Below are 16,452 nucleotides of genomic sequence, written 5' to 3'. Positions count from 1 at the left end.
TATATATTTCAAAAAGAAAAATATATAAAACGCAAATTCCACTTTTTAATTAAATATGTACCAAAAAATTGTAAAAAAAATCAGCGACAATCATTTGTATGATGCTATAAAAGTTGCAGTTGCAGGTAGTTTACCTTTTCTCTTTTTTCACGAAACAGATAATTTCTATATTGCATTTGCTCTTTCAATTGGTGCAATTTTAAACGCTCCAACAGATATTCAAAGTAATTTAAAACATAAAATAAACGGATTAATACTTGGAAGTATTTGTGTTGCTTTAATCACTTTTTTATTAGGATTTACAAAACCTTATCCAATTCTATTTTATCCCGTTTTTATTTTCATCATATTTTTTTCTACGATGATTTCTATTTATGGCCATCGAGCAAACCTTATATCTTTTGTTTGTTTATTAACCGTAAGTTTAGCGTTCATCAGAGATTATCAAGGTTGGGATTTAATCAAAAACAGTTTGCTTTTATTGGCTGGAGGAATGATTTATTTAATTGTTTCTTTAATTTTCTATGTCTTTAAACCAAAAAGATACATCTATCTAGAAATTGCAAATTGCATCGAACAAACAGCTGAATATTTGGATTTACGAGCTTCGCTTTGGAATGAAAATACAAACAAAAATAAAACCATTAAAAAACAACTTGAAATTCAAATTAAATTAAACGAATATCATGAAAGTATTCGCGAATTTTTAATTCGAAATAATGCAAATAGCAGCAACTCTTCAAACAATAGAAAGTTACTGATTTCTTTGACTTCATTAATAGAAATTCTTGAAATCGCAACTTCTAATTCATTTGATCATAAAAGAATTCATGAGCTTTTTAAAAACGATCCAAGTCTTATTAATGAATATCAAAAACTTGCAGAAAATTTTGCTTTGAGTTTACATGAACTTTCATATTGCATAAAATTGAATAAAGATTATCATTCACCAGTTTCGTTAGGAAATCAAATTAAGGCAATCAAATTGCATTTAGATGAATTTCAGAAAAAACAAAATTGGTCTGATGATAAAGAAGAAATTGTAACTTTCAATAACGTTTTACATTATGCAGAACGACAAGTTGAAAAAATTAAAGGTCTTGAACGTGTAATTAAAGGACGTGTAAACACGGATGAATTACGTGGGAAATACAAAGATTTGGAAAAATTTTTAACTCCGCAACATTATCGCTTTTCAACATTAACGGAGAATTTAAATTTCTCGTCTTCCATTTTTCGACATGCAACTAGATTAACTTTAACCTTATTAATTGGTTATATTTTAGGTCAAATTTTACCCTTACAAAACGAATATTGGATTTTGATGACTTTAGTTGTAATCATGAAACCAGATTATGGCTTAACAAAAAGTCGTTCATTTAGTCGTGTTTACGGAACCATAATTGGTGGTATAATTGCATTTACAACATTATATTTTGTAGATAATGTAACTGTACTTTTAATATTGACCTTTATTACCATGATTATTGGAAACTGGCTAACCCATTCTGATTATAAAATTGGTGTGATTTTTCTGACAACTTACGTGATTTTCATGTACGGAATTTTAACTCCAAATTACAATAGCATGTTGTTGTTCCGAATTATTGATACGGCATTGGCAGCTGGTTTAGCTTTACTTGCAACTCATTTGATTTGGCCGTCTTGGGAACATTTACACGTAAAAAAATTTATGTCTAAATGTATTTTAGCAAATAGGAAATATGTTGAAGAAATCAAGAAATACTACATTCAAAAAGGAGAACCACCTTTAGAATATAAATTGGCAAGAAAAAATGCGTTTATTGAAGTTGGTAATCTGATGGCTTCATTTCAAAGAATGAGTCAAGAACCAAAATCAAGACAAAAAAACAAAGCCGAAATTTATGAACTTACGGTTTTAAATCAAACTCTGATTTCTGCTGCCGCTTCTGTTGGAATATATATTCAATCGCATCAAACTACAGAAGCTTCACAAGCTTTTGGAATTGTTATGGATAAAGTTTTATATAATTTAGATTTAGCCGATAAATTCATTCATCGAAATGCACATTATGATTTGATTTCAGAAAATGATTTAAAGAAATTTGAAGGAAGCTTTTTGCAGATTAAGAAATTACGTCGAGAAGAAATCGAAAATAGTGATTTAACTCCAGAAGAACGCATTCGTAGATTGGAAGAATCGCAGTTAATTATTGACCAATTGATTTGGATGATAAACATTTCCGAACAAATTGTAAACACATCAAAAAAGTTTAAAAACTAAAAAAGGTCGCTCATTATATGAGTGACCTTTTTTGAGATAACAATTACATGAAATTATTTTCATTAAATTGTTCAGAATTAATAATCTATTTAGCGATTATTTTAAAAATATTTTGACTTTCAAACCAATTTCTCAGTTTTTAAAGATATAATCATATTGAAATCAATTACTTAATATACTAAATAAGTGATTTTCTAAACTTCGTTTGCGAATATACAATTTTATATTTTAAAATAAAAAAGAAATTAGATTAAAATAATTCATAATCAACGAAGTAATATTTTTCACAGATTATATTATTGAAAACTATTTAGTAATTTTACAACAAAAATGACATATAAACCGAGGCAATTAGCACTAATAATTTTTGTTTCTATAGTTTTAATTTGTATTCCTATTATTGGTTCACATGATTTTAAAACGGGTGAATCAATGATGAATTCCGTTTTCTTCCAAAGAAGATTTACTGCAACGATACTCGTAGTTATTTTTTTCTATTTGAATTATTTTTATTTAATTCCAAAATTCTATTTTACAAAAAGATATTTCATTTATTATTCCATTGTAATCTTATTTTTTATTGTCGTAATTAAAGTACCCGAAATTTTAATTCAGGACAATGGCATTCGCCCAGAAAATTTTCCTCTAAGAAAAAAAGGTCATAAAGGCGGCAGAAATAACGATTTTCAATTCATGCGAATTCTGATGGATAGAAATGCCTATCAATTCATTATTTCGTTTTGTATTTCGATTCTATTAAGATTAAATATACAAATGTCTGCGATTAATGACGAAAAATTAAAATCAGAAGTTTCTTATTTAAAAGCACAAATCAATCCACATTTTTTATTTAACACATTAAATAGTTTGTATGCGTTGTCTTTAGAAAAATCGGACGAAGCGCCAGATGCAATCTTGAAATTATCAAGTATTATGCGTTATGTAGTCACTGAAAGTTCTAACGATTTTGTTACTTTAAATAAAGAAATGAAATACATTGAAGATTATATCGATTTACAAAAACTACGAATGGTTGATTCTACAAATTTTAATCTTAATAAAGAAGGTGATTTTAATCAAAATAAAATTGCTCCTTTACTATTGATTCCGTTCATAGAAAATGCCTTTAAATACGGTTTAAATCCTGAAAAGAAATCGTTTATTACAATCAATATTAATATAAATGATGGCTTTTTATTATTGAATGTTTCCAATTCTAAAACTGTCAAAAATGTTCATGAGAAACAAAAAACAGAAACTGGTTTAGAAAATACGATGTTACGTTTAAATTATTTATATCCAGATAAGCATCAATTAACAATTAACGAAACTGAAGAAATATATAATCTTGAATTAAAATTAAATTTACAATGATAAAAGCAATTGCAATTGATGATGAACCTTTAGCTCTGAAAATTTTAGCGCATCATTGTGATAAAATTGAAGAAATCAATCTTGAAAAAACATTTACTAATCTTTCAGAAGCTAAAACATATATAAATGATAACGAAATTGATTTGATCTTTTTGGATATCGAAATGCCTCAACAAAACGGAATTGATTTCTATAAATCTTTAAATAAAAAGGTAATGGTTATTTTCACTACTGCCTATGATCAATATGCGCTTGAAGGTTTTAATGTAAGTGCGATTGATTATATAATGAAACCGATAAGTTTTGACCGCTTTAAAGAAGCTGTTGAAAAAGTGATTAAAGTAAAGAAACTCATATCAAATAAAAATGAAGATTCCTTTATTATGATACGAGCAGATTATAAATTGAATAAAATCTATTTAAAAGACATTCAATACATCGAAGGTTTAGATGACTATATTCAGATTTATATCGATAATCAACCTAAAATTGTGGCTCGAATGTCAATGAAAGCAATATTAGAAACCTTACCTGCAAAAGATTTTATAAGAATTCATCGATCGTTTATAATTCCGATTAAGCGAATTAAAAACATACAAAACAAACAAATTGAAATAGATAGCATTTTAATTCCGATCGGAGAAACATACAAATCTGAAACATTAGAAGCGCTAAAAAAAATTTAACAATAATTTATTACGAGTTTCTTTTGAATAAGTTTGGAAGTTACGATTAATTATTGCTATATTTGTAAAGCTCAAAAGGAAATAAAATTATTTTTGAGTTTTTCATAAGTGTTTTTTTTGGTTATAAAAGCGGTATCATTTTCATGATACCGCTTTTTCTTTTTAAAACCTGCGCTCGCCATTGGAATTGGTAGTAAGTACATCGGACATATACTCGAAAAATGGACGTAATTTATCAAAAGCTTCCACTACTTTTCTATTAAAATCTGAAGCTAAAACTTCTTCATCTGAGAAAGATTTTGTGAATAAAAATTGTTTCAAACGCAGTAATTCGATTCGGTCGTGATTTTTATCAAAACCTTTTGGGGCAGTTTTCAAACTTTCGCCTTGTATTTCTCCATAAAAAGATTTGAAAGTGGGTTCGTTTAAAATTTGAACCAATTCATTATCTAATGCAATTTCTTCACGAATGCGTAATAAATCTTCAGCATTTGGTCCCCAAAATCCGCCACCAACAAAAGATTTACCTGGTTCAATTTGTAAATAATAACCGCCTCTATTCTGTGGTTGTAGCCTTCCAACATACATTGAAAAATTGGTTTTGTACGGAAGTTTATCTTTAGAGAATCTAACATCACGATAAATTCGATAAGCTTTCATCGGTTCTAAAGCATCCGATTCTGCTAATTGATTATAAATTTCTTTAAAATCAATCAACATATTTTCTTTACAATTTTCGTAACGTTGTTTGTTTTCGGCAAACCAAACGCGATTGTTGTTTTTTTCGATGTCACTTAAAAAATCAAATATTTCTTGTTTCATAGCTTTTATTTAAAATTTGACATTAAAATATTATATGCGTTTTTTCCAATATTAAACGCCATTTTCTCTGTTGGAATATCATCAGAACCACCATTGAACGGATCTTCAATTTCTTCCGCAATTAATTCTAAAGAAAGTAAAACATAAAAAATCACCATTACCAAAGGCACGATATAATAACCTGTTGTAAACACATAGCCCATTGGCAGAGTAATTACATAAACAAAAATAAATTTCTTTAAAAATAAGGCGTAAGCAAATGGAATTGGTGTATTTTTAATTCGTTCGCAACTTCCAGTAACATCAATAAATCCTTCTAATGAATTCTCTAAAATCAATTTATCTTCGGGTTTAATAATTCCTTCGATAGATAATTCTTGAATGCGTTTTCTGATTTTACCAACAATAAAAACGGGTGGATGATGTGTTTTTAAATATTCATCATATTCTGGATGATCAACTTCATCAAGCATATATTTAGTCGATTCATTGGTTAAATGTGTATGAAGAACTTTTGCAAACATCTTGACTTTATTTGCAAAAAAAGAACGGTTTTTTTTATCATCTTCTGGTAGCAATGCATCTAATTTTGTTAAAAAATTTCGAGAATCATTGACTAATTTCCCCCAAGATTTTCGTCCTTCCCACCAACGGTCATAAGCTGTATTTGTCCTAAAAACTAATAATAAAGACAAAACAAATCCAATAACACCATGTAAAACCGACATGTTTTTTAACGCCGAATTTTGAGTTAATTCTAGATAATCAATTTCTACATAAGCAACTACCCAAGAGAAAAATCCCATTAATAAAACGGTTGGCCAAAGTTTTTGAATCGTATCTGATTTATGGATACGAAAAACCATATTTAACCAATCTTTTGTGTTATAAACTTTCATAAATTATCTATTTGCTGCTCTTAAACCTAATTCTATAACTTCTAAATTTGATATTTTCCCTTCATTAATTTCAAAACGTAACATCGTTCGAATTTGATGAAAACCATGCGTTCCACAAGCTCCCGGATTTAAATGCAAACAATTTAATTTTTTATCAAATTGAACTTTTAATATATGCGAATGTCCACAAATAAAAATTTGAGGAGGATTTCGTTTAATTTCGTCGCGAATTTCAATGTTATATTTGTCAGGATAACCACCAATATGCGTAATCCAAACATCCATTCCTTCACACATAAACCTGTTGTTTAAAGGAAATTCTAAACGAGCTTCTTTATCATCAATGTTTCCGTAAACAGCTCTTAAAGGTTTTATTTTTTTTAAAGCATCGGTCACTTTCAAATCTCCAATATCACCTGCGTGCCAAATTTCATCAGCTTGTTGTGCGTAATTAATTATTCGGTCATCGATATAACTATGTGTATCGGAAAGTAATAAAATTTTCATTATTGTTGTTTCGTATAAAATTCAATTAATTGTTCGATTGCACGTTGACAAACTGGACAAAAATCTGTTGCCTCATTTGTTTTCATTCTGCAATCATGAGATGGAATATATAAACCAGTACCTTCTAAACCTTCGTAAACACCAATTCGGTATTTGTCCAAATCTTTTATTTCCGTTGGAATAGGTGTTTCTTTTTGAAGCATATTTTTCCATTTCAAATCAAAATTTGCCAATGAAGTTATGTTTTGCTCCCAAGGTTCAATTTGATTGGTTTCAGTATTTTCGAAAACATCAACCGCATAAAAATATTCATCAGCTAAACCAGCAAAACTATGTCCGAATTCGTGAACCACAACTGGAGCAAATTTTTTATGATTTGATGTTGTTAAAGTATAAGCATTAAAAATTCCTCCACCTCCATAAATATCGGTATTTGCTAAAATAATAATATGATCATAAGGTGTTCCAGCTAACTGATTATGTAAATTTTTAATTCGTGAAGTAGTTAAATATCGTTCGGAATAAAATGTTCCGAAGTTTGATTTCAAGACCGAATTTTTCCAATGATTGGTATGCGGATTACTAACCCCACTTTCTTGAGAAACAGTTTCAATAGCAACAATTGTAAACACTTCTTCATGATTTGCAAAAGCTTTGTGCTTAAATAATTCTTCTGCTACATCTTTTGCTTTAGAAATAAATAAAGGCATTTCTTCTTTCGTAAAACCTTCTGCAACAATTGCAACGTAAATTGGATTTTCTGTTTTGGCTTTTTGAATTACTTTAACCTTTTCGTTAGATGATTTTGGCAACTTCTTAATTAAAATATCTTTAGGATTTACTTTGTGATTCAACAAAATAACTTCTTTTCTATTTTTATCAAAAGTAACTACTTCTACAAAAACTTCATTTTTAGGAAATGGTACTAAAAAAGTATTTTCAAAACTTTTGTTTTCATTTTTAGCTACATCTAAAGTTAACCATTCATGAAATAAGGTACTGAAACTTTGCTTATAAATAATCTGTTTTGATTTAGCGTCTTTAACTCGAATTTGCCCATTTCCTTCTAAAAGAACTTTATTCAAATTCACTTTTCTTCCGTACCAATTTTCATATTGGATTATTTCATCTAAAAAAGCATGTTGTTTTTCAGAATTACCTGCAAAAATATAATCTAAACGTAAGGTTTTATCTTCGAAAAATTCATTAAAATTCTGAGCATTTAAAAAATTCACAAATAGTAATAAAGTAAGTAAAACGAATCTTTTCATGTTAATTTGCTCTGAAGTAGTATAAAGTATCACGCTAAATTAAACTATATTTGTCAATTGAAAAATAAGATTACGAAAATTGAGATATTTTATAGAATTCGCATACAAAGGTACAAATTATCACGGCTGGCAAATACAACCAGAAGCCATTTCAGTACAAGAAGTTTTAACAAAAGCTACAAACTTAATTCTTAAAGACACGTTTGAATTAGTTGGTGCAGGACGAACAGATGCTGGTGTTCATGCTTCACAAATGTATGCCCATTTTGATACAGAAGTTGATTTTAATTTTGAAGATGCTGTTCGAAAAGTCAATTCATATTTACCAGAAGATATTGCTGTTTTTCGAATTTTTCCTGTTTCTGCTGATGCACATACACGATTTGATGCAACAGCCAGAACTTATGAATATCACATTCATTTAAAAAAGAATGTTTTTTCAAAAGATTTAAGTTGGTACCATTTCAGAAAGTTGAACATTGATAAAATGAACGAAGCGGCTAAAATTCTTTTAGAATATGAAGATTTTGAATGTTTTTCTAAAACGCATACCGATGTTTTTACGTTCAATTGCACAATAACTGAAGCGCATTGGCAGTTAAACAATGATAATTTGGTATTTACTATTTCGGCAAATCGTTTTCTGAGAAATATGGTTCGTGCAATTGTAGGTACTTTAATTAATATTGGTTTAGAAAAAATCGAAGTTCAAGAAATGCGAACAATTATCGAAAGTAAAAATCGTGGAAAAGCAGGATTTTCAGTTCCAGCACATGGTTTATATTTAACAAAAGTTTCCTATCCTTATATATAATGGCAAAATTTAAAAGCGAAACATTAAAAAAAGTATTACAATATGCAAAACCCTATCAATCAAAATTGTATTGGGTGATTATCAGTTTGGTTACTTTATCAATCTTTGCAGCTATTCGTCCATATATGATTGAGGTTGTCGTGGATAAATATATTTCCAAAAAAGATGCAGATGGTCTTGTCTTTTTTGTTTCTTTAATGGGAATTGTTTTATTATTAGAAATTGTTGCTCAGTACGCATTTACCTTCATTTCAAGTTGGTTAGGTCAAAATATTATTAAAGATATTCGTCAAGAATTATTTCATAAAATGTTGCGTTTTCGTTTGAAATATTTCGATAACGAACCTGTAGGGAAATTAGTAACAAGAAACGTTTCAGACATAGAATCCATCGCAAGCATTTTTAGCCAAGGTTTGTTTATGATTGTTGGAGATGTTTTAAAAATGTTAGTTGTTTTAATCATTATGATTTATATGAATTGGCAAATGAGTATCATTGTTATTCTTGCAATGCCAATCTTGGTTTTCGCTACAAGAATATTTCAAAAACACATGAAAACTGCATTTGAAGAAGTTCGTGCACAGATTGCCAATCTAAATACTTTTGTTCAAGAACGAGTTACTGGAATGAAAATCGTTCAGCTTTTTAATCGAGAAGAAATCGAGTACAAAAAATTTGAAGCAATCAACCAAAAACATAACGATGCTTGGCAAAAAAACATTTTATACAACTCCATCTTCTTCCCTATTGCAGATATAATCTCACAATTAACTTTAGGATTTGTGATTATGTACGGTGGTTTTAGAATGATTGGCGGAGATAATTTCACTACAGTTGGTGCTATGTTTGGATATATTTCAATGATTCCTTTATTATTTAATCCATTACGTCAAATTGCAGATAAATTTAATGTAATGCAAATGGGAATTATTGCGGCTGACCGCGTTTTTGAGATTATGAATCAAAATGAATTGATACAAAAAGAAGGAACACAAATTGCTCCAACGTTTAAAGGTGAAATCGAAATGAAAGGCATTCACTTTAGTTACATCAAAGGAACTGAAGTTTTAAAAGGAATCAACCTTTCGGTCGAAGCTGGAAAAACTATTGCAATTGTAGGTGGTTCAGGAGCAGGAAAATCAACTATTATTAATTTATTAAGTCGTTTTTACGAAATTGATAAAGGGAAAATCACCATCGATAAACATAATATTAATGATTTTACATTAGATAGTTTACGTTCACAGATTGCAGTTGTTTTACAAGATGTTTTCTTATTTAGTGATACGATTTACAATAACATTACTTTAAACAATCCGAATATTTCTGAAGAAGAAGTTTACGAAGCTGCAAAGAAAATTGGCGTTCATGATTTCATTCAAACACTTCCTGAAGGTTATCAATATAATGTAAAAGAACGCGGTGCGATGTTGTCATCAGGACAGCGCCAACTAATAGCATTTTTAAGAGCTTATGTAAGTAATCCAAGTATTTTGATTTTGGACGAAGCAACATCTTCAATCGACACACATTCAGAAGAATTGATTCAGTCAGCAATTGGTACATTAACTAAAGGAAGAACATCTATTGTGATCGCACATCGTTTAGCAACTATTGTAAACGCAGACCACATTATTGTAATGGACCAAGGCGAAATTGTCGAACAAGGTACGCATTCTGAATTAGTCGAATTTGAAAATGGATATTATAAAGGTTTATATGAATCACAATATGCCGTTATTTCTAATTAACGGCATATTTACTGAAGTATTTTAATGATAAAAATTGAATATTTTTAAAGCTTCGTTATAAGACGCTTCGAAAGACATAGCCTGAATATTTGTTTCTACCTTATTTGCAGTAAAGTAAGACAACATTTTTTCAGTTGGCATATTTCCTGTTAAATCATCTTTTGCCATTGGACAACCACCAAAACCTTTTATTGCTCCATCAAAACGCAAGCATCCTGCTTTGTATGCTGCATCTACCTTTTCAAACCAAGCTGTTGGAGTTGAATGTAAATGCGCACCAAATTCAACATTTGGATATTTAGGTATTAAATTCGAAAACAAATAATCAATATCTTCAGGTGTTGAACTTCCAACAGTATCAGATAAAGAAAGAATAGTCACACCCATATTGGCTAACTTTTCTGTCCATTCTCCAACGATATCAACATTCCACGGGTCACCATACGGATTTCCGAATCCCATAGAAAGATATGCAACTACTTCCTTATTGGTTTTGTTTGCAATTTCCAGAATTTCATTTAATGTAATTAATGATTCTGCAATCGTTTTATGTGTATTTCGCATCTGAAAGTTTTCAGAAATCGAAAATGGAAATCCTAAATATTGAATTTCTTTATGAACCGATGCCATTTCAGCACCTTTGGTATTAGCGATAATTGCTAATAATTTCGATTTAGTCTGCGATAAATCAAGTTGAGCTAAAACCTCAACCGTATCTTGCATTTGCGGTATCGCTTTGGGAGAAACAAAACTTCCAAAATCAATCGTATCAAATCCAACGCGCAATAACGATTGGATATATTGTACTTTTTTTTCTGTAGGAATAAAATCTTTGATGCCTTGCATTGCATCACGCGGACATTCTATAATCTTAACTGGTTTCATAGTCACCAAAGATAATAGTTTCTGAATAAGATGCAAAAAAAAGAGGTTTAAATATTAATCTAAAATTAAAAAAACATAAAAAATGCTAAAGTCACAAAAACGACTATTTGCAACCATTTCAGAATTAGATTAAAAGCTTTACTTTCTCTTAAAACAAGAGTCAATGAAGAAGCAATAATCGCATATAAAACAAACACGATTAATGCTTGAATCATAAAAATACTTCCTAATGTATAAACTTGAAGTTTTACATTTCCTAAACTAGGATTTAAAAATGTAGGAAATAAAGCTAAGAAAAAAAGCATAACTTTTGGATTTGAAATATTCATAATCAAACCTTGAGTTACATTTTTTATAGGTTTATCAACTTGTGATGTAGATTCTTTTAAATGGAAACTTGCTGGCGATTTAAAAACGTTATACGCAATCCATAAAAGATACAAAGCTCCAAAAATCTTAATCGCTTGAAACAACCAAGGAATTGCCGTAATCATAGTCGAAATTCCAAAAGCCAACAAAGTCGTGTGAAAAAGTAATCCGGAAGATAATCCCAAAGCAGCCGCAATTCCATAATTACGGCCTTTGGAAATACTTTGTGACAAAACGTACATTACATCCGGTCCCGGTGCAATGGTTAATACCAAACTGGTTAAGAAAAAAGAAAGAATGGTATCTAATGTCATTATATTATTTTCTGTTTAAAATCGCTTGATTGATTTCTTTGATTAAACCTGGACCTTCATAAATAAATCCGGTATAAATCTGAACTAAAGCAGCTCCTGCATCTAATTTTTCTAACGCATCCGCTGCAGAATGAATCCCTCCTACTCCAATAATAGGAAATGATTTATTACTTTTTTCAGATAAGAAACGAATCACTTCTGTTGAACGTTGACGCAATGGTTTCCCTGAAAGTCCACCAACCTCAACTTTATTTTCAGATTTTAATCCTTCACGAGAAATCGTTGTATTGGTAGCAATTACACCTGCGATTTTAGTTTCGTTGATGATATCAATAATATCTAACAATTGCTCATCAGTTAAATCAGGAGCTATTTTTAATAAAATTGGTTTTGCTTTTGGCTTTTTTAAATTCATTGTCTGAAGCGTTCCTAACAATTCCATCAACGGTTCTTTGTCTTGTAACGCACGTAAATTTGGCGTATTTGGCGAACTTACATTTACTACAAAATAATCGACATAATCGTATAAAGCATCAAAACAAATCGCATAATCATCAACAGCATTTTCGTTTGGAGTTACTTTATTTTTACCGATATTTCCACCAATTAGAACACCTTTATTTTGTTTTAAACGCTGAACAGCTAATGCAATTCCACCATTATTAAAACCCATTCGGTTAATAATTCCCGAATCTTCTTTTAAGCGAAACAAACGCTTTTTAGGATTTCCTTCTTGAGGTTTCGGAGTAATCGTTCCGATTTCAATAAAACCAAATCCAAAAGCATCTAACTCGTTATAAATCTTTGCATCTTTATCTAAACCTGCAGCAAGTCCAACTGGATTCTTAAATTTCAAACCAAAAACTTCACGTTCTAATCTTTTATCATTTACTTGATAAATCGATTTTATTATAGAACGAACTCCAGGAATTTTCTGAGTTGTTTTGATTAATGAAAAAGTGAAATGATGCACTTCTTCAGGGTCGAATTTAAAAAAAATAGGACGAAGTAAAGATTTATACATAGTTTGAGATGTGTTGTTGATATTTTTTACAAAAGTAGTATTTCTTCAGTCAATTTAAAAACAAAAAAAATGTGCTTTTAAACACATTTAAATTTGTTATTCGCAACCGTCAATTGAACAAGAATTAGCGTCATTATTTTGATTCAAAACCTCAATTTCGTTATAAGCTTGTTTCATCGCATCGATAAAAACTTCTTGAGGTTGAGCACCAGAAACCGCATATTTATTGTTTAACACAAAAAAGGGAACACCAGTTACTCCAATATTTTGAGCTTCTAAAATATCTTGTTGTACTTCATAAGCAATAGCATCATCATTTAAAGCTTTTGAAATAACTTCCGAATCAATTCCGATTGCGTTTCCTAAATCAATCAAAACATTTGAATCTGCCACATTTAAACCTTTTTCAAAATGAGCTTTTAATAACAACTCTTTCAACTCATCTTGTTTCCCAAATTGCTTTGCTAAATGTAGTAATTTATGCGCTTTTAACGTATTTGCAGCAATTGGACTTGTTTGCGAAAAATCAATTCCGACTGCTTTACCCATTGCATTTAATCTTTCTTGCATTTGGTTGTATTGAACTTCAGAAAATCCTTTCTTCTCCATCAAATATTGCTTTGTAGTGAATTCTCCAGAAGTTTCAGATAAAGTAGGGTCCAATTGAAAACTCTTCCATTCAATTTCTATTTTATCTTTGAATGGTAAATTATCTAAAGCTTTTTCAAAATTCTTTTTACCGATATAACAAAAGGGACACATAATATCCGACCAAATTTGAACTTTCATATTTTTAATTTTTATCAAATATAAACTAACTAATTTTTAAATATTTTATTTCTAATTGTTGGAAACTTATTTATTACTTTGATTATCGAAGAATAATTTACATGTAAAGTAAGAAGCTTATTATTACTTTTCAAAATTAATAATAAAGGTAAAATAATTCTTTTTACACATTGTTACTAACAAAGTGCTTTTAATTTTACAACTTCTTTTTACCTAAAATAATAATCTAAAATTTCAGAAGCAGCACTAAATGGCGACTTTTCATTTTCTTGAACGGCTGTTTTATTAGATTCAATCAATGTTTCAATTCCTTTAGTTTGATAAAAACGATTCAAAATTTGCTCTTGAATAGTTTCCATCATCCAATATTTATTTTGTTCTTTTCTGTGATTATCGAAATAATTATTTTCTTTAGTTAAAGTAAAATATTCTGAAAGCATTTCCCAAATTTCAGCAATTCCTTCATTGTAATATGCACTTGCTAATTTTACTTTGGGTTGCCATTTCGATGCTTTTGGTGGAAATAAATGCAACGCTCTGTTAACATCTAATTTTGCATTTCTAGCTTTATTTAAATTATCGCCATCAGCTTTGTTAATCACAATAGCATCGGCCATTTCCATAATTCCGCGCTTAATTCCTTGTAATTCATCACCAGCTCCGGCTAAATTCAAAAGTAAAAAGAAATCAACCATACTGTGAACAGCAGTTTCACTTTGTCCAACTCCAACGGTTTCAATCAAAATAACATCAAAACCACAAGCTTCGCACAAAATAATACTTTCACGCGTTTTACGAGCAACACCGCCCAAACTATCTCCAGATGCAGACGGACGAATAAATGCATTTACGTTTCTTACCAAATCTTCCATTCGGGTTTTATCGCCTAAAATACTTCCGTGCGAAATCGAACTACTCGGATCAATCGCTAAAACTGCAACTTTTTTTCCGATAGAGGTTAAATACATTCCAAAAGCTTCGATAAACGTACTTTTTCCAACACCTGGAACTCCTGTAATTCCGATACGAACCGATTTATTTGCGTATGGTAAACAAGCATCAATTACTTCGTTTGCTAAATTTTTATGATTTGGATTCGTACTTTCTACTAAAGTTATTCCTTTGCTTAAAGCAACCTTATCGTGATTTAAAATACCTGAGTAAATTTCTTGAGAATTAATCTTCTTTTTACGTAAATTACGAATTCGTTCAGCAGCAACATCGCTAACTGATTGTGGTTGTTCAATGCCATCGTTTTCTGTTAATGCTGATTTTTTATTTACATTCGAATCCATAATTACTATTGCTTTTCTACAAAAATAACGAATATATTACGTAAAAGAAAACCTAAAAACGTACTTTGTTGTATGTCAAATTAATACTTTTGTAATCAAACAAATTTTGTAATGCAAATTCAAAACGATACCCAATCGCCCGAAAATAATCAAAGTAAAACAGCTTACAGTATTTTAGTTGCAATTAGTTTTGCACATTTCTTAAACGATATGTTGCAAGGAGTTATTCCTTCTATTTATCCACGATTAGAAACCGAATTCGGATTGAGTTTAGGACAAATTGGAATGATTACTTTATGTTATCAATTGGCTGCATCATTGTTACAGCCTGTAGTAGGTGCTTATACAGACAAATATCCAAAACCGTATTCACAAATATTCGGAATGGCTTTTACATTAATTGGAATATTGAGTTTAGCAAATGCCGCTAGTTACGAATGGATTCTAATTTCGGTTGTTTTGGTTGGAATTGGTTCATCTGTTTTTCATCCCGAATCTTCACGTGTGGCATTTATGGCTTCAGGCGGAAAAAGAAGTTTTGCACAATCGGTTTTCCAAATTGGTGGAAATATGGGAACGGCTTTGGCTCCGTTATTAGTAGCTTGGATTGTTTTGCCGAATGCTCAAGTTTATATCGCTTACTTTGCTTTGTTTGCGGTTTTAGCTCAATTCATTTTATTTTTTATTGGGAGATGGTATGCGAATCATTTAAAATCGATTGCAGGAAAAGTCAAAAAAGAAATTCTTTTACCTAATTTATCTCAATCAAGAATCACATTTTCAGTGATTATTTTATTGGTTATCTTGTTTTCAAAATATTTTTATGTAGCAAGTATTACCAGTTATTTCCAATTTTATATCATTGACAAATTTGCTTTAACTGAAGTGCAAGCACAAGTATATTTGTTTTATTTCTTATTAGCTGTTGCAATCGGAACTTTATTAGGTGGAATATTCGGAGATCGTTTTGGACGTAAATATGTCATTTGGTTTTCGGTTTTAGGAGCCGCACCATTTACTTTATTATTACCTTATGCTGATTTGACTTTTACAGCCATTTTAGTAGTAATCATCGGATTGATTATTTCTTCTGCATTTCCTGCAATTTTGGTTTACGCTCAGGAATTACTACCTAAGAAAATCGGAATGGTAAGCGGTTTGTTTTACGGATTTGCTTTCGGAATGGGCGGATTAGGTTCTGCTGTACTTGGTTGGCTTGCCGACGAAACTTCAATCAATTACATTTATGATATTTGTTCTTTTTTACCTTTAATAGGAATCATTGCTGCTTTTCTTCCAAATATGAAGAAAGTGGGGACTAAAAGAGCATAAATTGAAAACGGAATTGTTTTATAATTCCGTTTTCAATTAATTTTTTTAAATTCT

General features: G+C 30.0%; 15 protein-coding genes. 6 read left to right on the top strand and 9 right to left on the bottom strand.

The genetic code is table 11. From position 1 onward, the window contains the following. Positions 1 to 55: 55 nt before the first annotated feature. The 3 genes from EG240_RS02535 to EG240_RS02525 all read left to right on the top strand — a co-directional run bounded on the left by EG240_RS02535 (position 56) and on the right by EG240_RS02525 (position 4,326). A complete protein-coding gene (locus EG240_RS02535; protein WP_125017085.1) occupies positions 56 to 2,266 on the top strand; it encodes an FUSC family membrane protein in 2,211 nt (736 codons plus the stop codon). 330 nt (positions 2,267 to 2,596) lie between these two features. Further along, complete coding sequence (locus EG240_RS02530) at positions 2,597 to 3,640, top strand: sensor histidine kinase (protein ID WP_125017083.1); 1,044 nt, start codon at positions 2,597 to 2,599, stop codon at positions 3,638 to 3,640. After that, positions 3,637 to 4,326 (top strand): LytR/AlgR family response regulator transcription factor, encoded by a 690-nt coding sequence (locus tag EG240_RS02525; RefSeq protein ID WP_125017081.1) that lies wholly within the window; start codon positions 3,637 to 3,639, stop codon positions 4,324 to 4,326. The genes EG240_RS02530 and EG240_RS02525 overlap by 4 nt, the downstream gene beginning before the upstream one ends. Positions 4,327 to 4,488: 162 nt before the next feature. Here the strand turns inward: EG240_RS02525 and EG240_RS02520 are convergent, their stop codons facing one another. The 4 genes from EG240_RS02520 to EG240_RS02505 are packed head-to-tail and all read right to left on the bottom strand — an operon-like array spanning position 4,489 to position 7,825. Continuing rightward, positions 4,489 to 5,148 (bottom strand): DUF2461 domain-containing protein, encoded by a 660-nt coding sequence (locus EG240_RS02520; RefSeq protein ID WP_317126995.1) that lies wholly within the window; start codon positions 5,146 to 5,148, stop codon positions 4,489 to 4,491. Positions 5,149 to 5,153: 5 nt separating this feature from the next. Beyond that, entirely contained in the window at positions 5,154 to 6,047 is an 894-nt protein-coding gene (locus EG240_RS02515) for a bestrophin family protein (RefSeq protein WP_125017076.1), read from the bottom strand. Positions 6,048 to 6,050: 3 nt separating this feature from the next. Beyond that, positions 6,051 to 6,554 carry a metallophosphoesterase family protein gene (locus tag EG240_RS02510; RefSeq protein WP_125017074.1) on the bottom strand — a complete coding sequence of 168 codons (504 nt, stop codon included), beginning with the start codon at positions 6,552 to 6,554 and terminating at the stop codon, positions 6,051 to 6,053. Further along, positions 6,554 to 7,825: a M64 family metallopeptidase gene (locus EG240_RS02505; protein ID WP_125017072.1), complete on the bottom strand. Its 1,272-nt coding sequence runs from the start codon at positions 7,823 to 7,825 to the stop codon at positions 6,554 to 6,556. The genes EG240_RS02510 and EG240_RS02505 overlap by 1 nt, the downstream gene beginning before the upstream one ends. Before the next feature lie 79 nt (positions 7,826 to 7,904). On the opposite strand from EG240_RS02505, the gene truA reads away from it, so the two are divergent. Continuing rightward, positions 7,905 to 8,639, top strand: coding sequence for a tRNA pseudouridine(38-40) synthase TruA (truA, locus tag EG240_RS02500; RefSeq protein WP_125017070.1), 735 nt, complete (start codon positions 7,905 to 7,907; stop codon positions 8,637 to 8,639). After that, a complete protein-coding gene (locus tag EG240_RS02495; protein WP_125017068.1) occupies positions 8,639 to 10,390 on the top strand; it encodes an ABC transporter ATP-binding protein in 1,752 nt (583 codons plus the stop codon). The genes truA and EG240_RS02495 overlap by 1 nt, the downstream gene beginning before the upstream one ends. Positions 10,391 to 10,411: 21 nt before the next feature. Here EG240_RS02495 and EG240_RS02490 read toward each other — a convergent pair whose 3' ends face one another. From EG240_RS02490 to meaB, 5 genes are all read right to left on the bottom strand, one after another. Next, positions 10,412 to 11,275 (bottom strand): hydroxymethylglutaryl-CoA lyase, encoded by an 864-nt coding sequence (locus EG240_RS02490; RefSeq protein WP_125017066.1) that lies wholly within the window; start codon positions 11,273 to 11,275, stop codon positions 10,412 to 10,414. 65 nt (positions 11,276 to 11,340) lie between these two features. Continuing rightward, positions 11,341 to 11,958: a LysE family translocator gene (locus tag EG240_RS02485; protein ID WP_125017064.1), complete on the bottom strand. Its 618-nt coding sequence runs from the start codon at positions 11,956 to 11,958 to the stop codon at positions 11,341 to 11,343. 4 nt (positions 11,959 to 11,962) lie between these two features. Then, a complete protein-coding gene (locus EG240_RS02480) occupies positions 11,963 to 12,982 on the bottom strand; it encodes a quinone-dependent dihydroorotate dehydrogenase (RefSeq protein WP_125017062.1) in 1,020 nt (339 codons plus the stop codon). A gap of 96 nt (positions 12,983 to 13,078) precedes the next feature. After that, positions 13,079 to 13,771, bottom strand: coding sequence for a DsbA family oxidoreductase (locus tag EG240_RS02475; protein WP_125017060.1), 693 nt, complete (start codon positions 13,769 to 13,771; stop codon positions 13,079 to 13,081). A 209-nt stretch (positions 13,772 to 13,980) separates the two neighbouring features. Continuing rightward, entirely contained in the window at positions 13,981 to 15,066 is a 1,086-nt protein-coding gene (meaB, locus tag EG240_RS02470; RefSeq protein WP_125017058.1) for a methylmalonyl Co-A mutase-associated GTPase MeaB, read from the bottom strand. 111 nt (positions 15,067 to 15,177) lie between these two features. On the opposite strand from meaB, the gene EG240_RS02465 reads away from it, so the two are divergent. After that, complete coding sequence (locus EG240_RS02465; protein WP_125017056.1) at positions 15,178 to 16,398, top strand: MFS transporter; 1,221 nt, start codon at positions 15,178 to 15,180, stop codon at positions 16,396 to 16,398. Positions 16,399 to 16,452 lie beyond the last annotated feature (54 nt).

Source organism: Paenimyroides tangerinum (assembly GCF_003865405.1).
In the GTDB taxonomy this organism is placed as follows: domain Bacteria; phylum Bacteroidota; class Bacteroidia; order Flavobacteriales; family Flavobacteriaceae; genus Flavobacterium; species Flavobacterium tangerinum.
Note: the sequence above shows the minus strand (reverse complement) of the source record. Positions and strands in the feature narration are given on the sequence as shown.

What these genes read in the sequence shown, in the direction of transcription:
- EG240_RS02535 (WP_125017085.1), top strand. Translation starts at nt 56, where the DNA reads ATGTACCAAAAAATTGTAAAAAAAATCAGCGACAATCATTTGTATGAT.
- EG240_RS02530 (WP_125017083.1), top strand. Translation starts at nt 2,597, where the DNA reads ATGACATATAAACCGAGGCAATTAGCACTAATAATTTTTGTTTCTATA.
- EG240_RS02525 (WP_125017081.1), top strand. Translation starts at nt 3,637, where the DNA reads ATGATAAAAGCAATTGCAATTGATGATGAACCTTTAGCTCTGAAAATT.
- EG240_RS02520 (WP_317126995.1), bottom strand. Translation starts at nt 5,148, where the DNA reads ATGAAACAAGAAATATTTGATTTTTTAAGTGACATCGAAAAAAACAAC.
- EG240_RS02515 (WP_125017076.1), bottom strand. Translation starts at nt 6,047, where the DNA reads ATGAAAGTTTATAACACAAAAGATTGGTTAAATATGGTTTTTCGTATC.
- EG240_RS02510 (WP_125017074.1), bottom strand. Translation starts at nt 6,554, where the DNA reads ATGAAAATTTTATTACTTTCCGATACACATAGTTATATCGATGACCGA.
- EG240_RS02505 (WP_125017072.1), bottom strand. Translation starts at nt 7,825, where the DNA reads ATGAAAAGATTCGTTTTACTTACTTTATTACTATTTGTGAATTTTTTA.
- EG240_RS02495 (WP_125017068.1), top strand. Translation starts at nt 8,639, where the DNA reads ATGGCAAAATTTAAAAGCGAAACATTAAAAAAAGTATTACAATATGCA.
- EG240_RS02490 (WP_125017066.1), bottom strand. Translation starts at nt 11,275, where the DNA reads ATGAAACCAGTTAAGATTATAGAATGTCCGCGTGATGCAATGCAAGGC.
- EG240_RS02485 (WP_125017064.1), bottom strand. Translation starts at nt 11,958, where the DNA reads ATGACATTAGATACCATTCTTTCTTTTTTCTTAACCAGTTTGGTATTA.
- EG240_RS02480 (WP_125017062.1), bottom strand. Translation starts at nt 12,982, where the DNA reads ATGTATAAATCTTTACTTCGTCCTATTTTTTTTAAATTCGACCCTGAA.
- EG240_RS02475 (WP_125017060.1), bottom strand. Translation starts at nt 13,771, where the DNA reads ATGAAAGTTCAAATTTGGTCGGATATTATGTGTCCCTTTTGTTATATC.
- meaB (WP_125017058.1), bottom strand. Translation starts at nt 15,066, where the DNA reads ATGGATTCGAATGTAAATAAAAAATCAGCATTAACAGAAAACGATGGC.
- EG240_RS02465 (WP_125017056.1), top strand. Translation starts at nt 15,178, where the DNA reads ATGCAAATTCAAAACGATACCCAATCGCCCGAAAATAATCAAAGTAAA.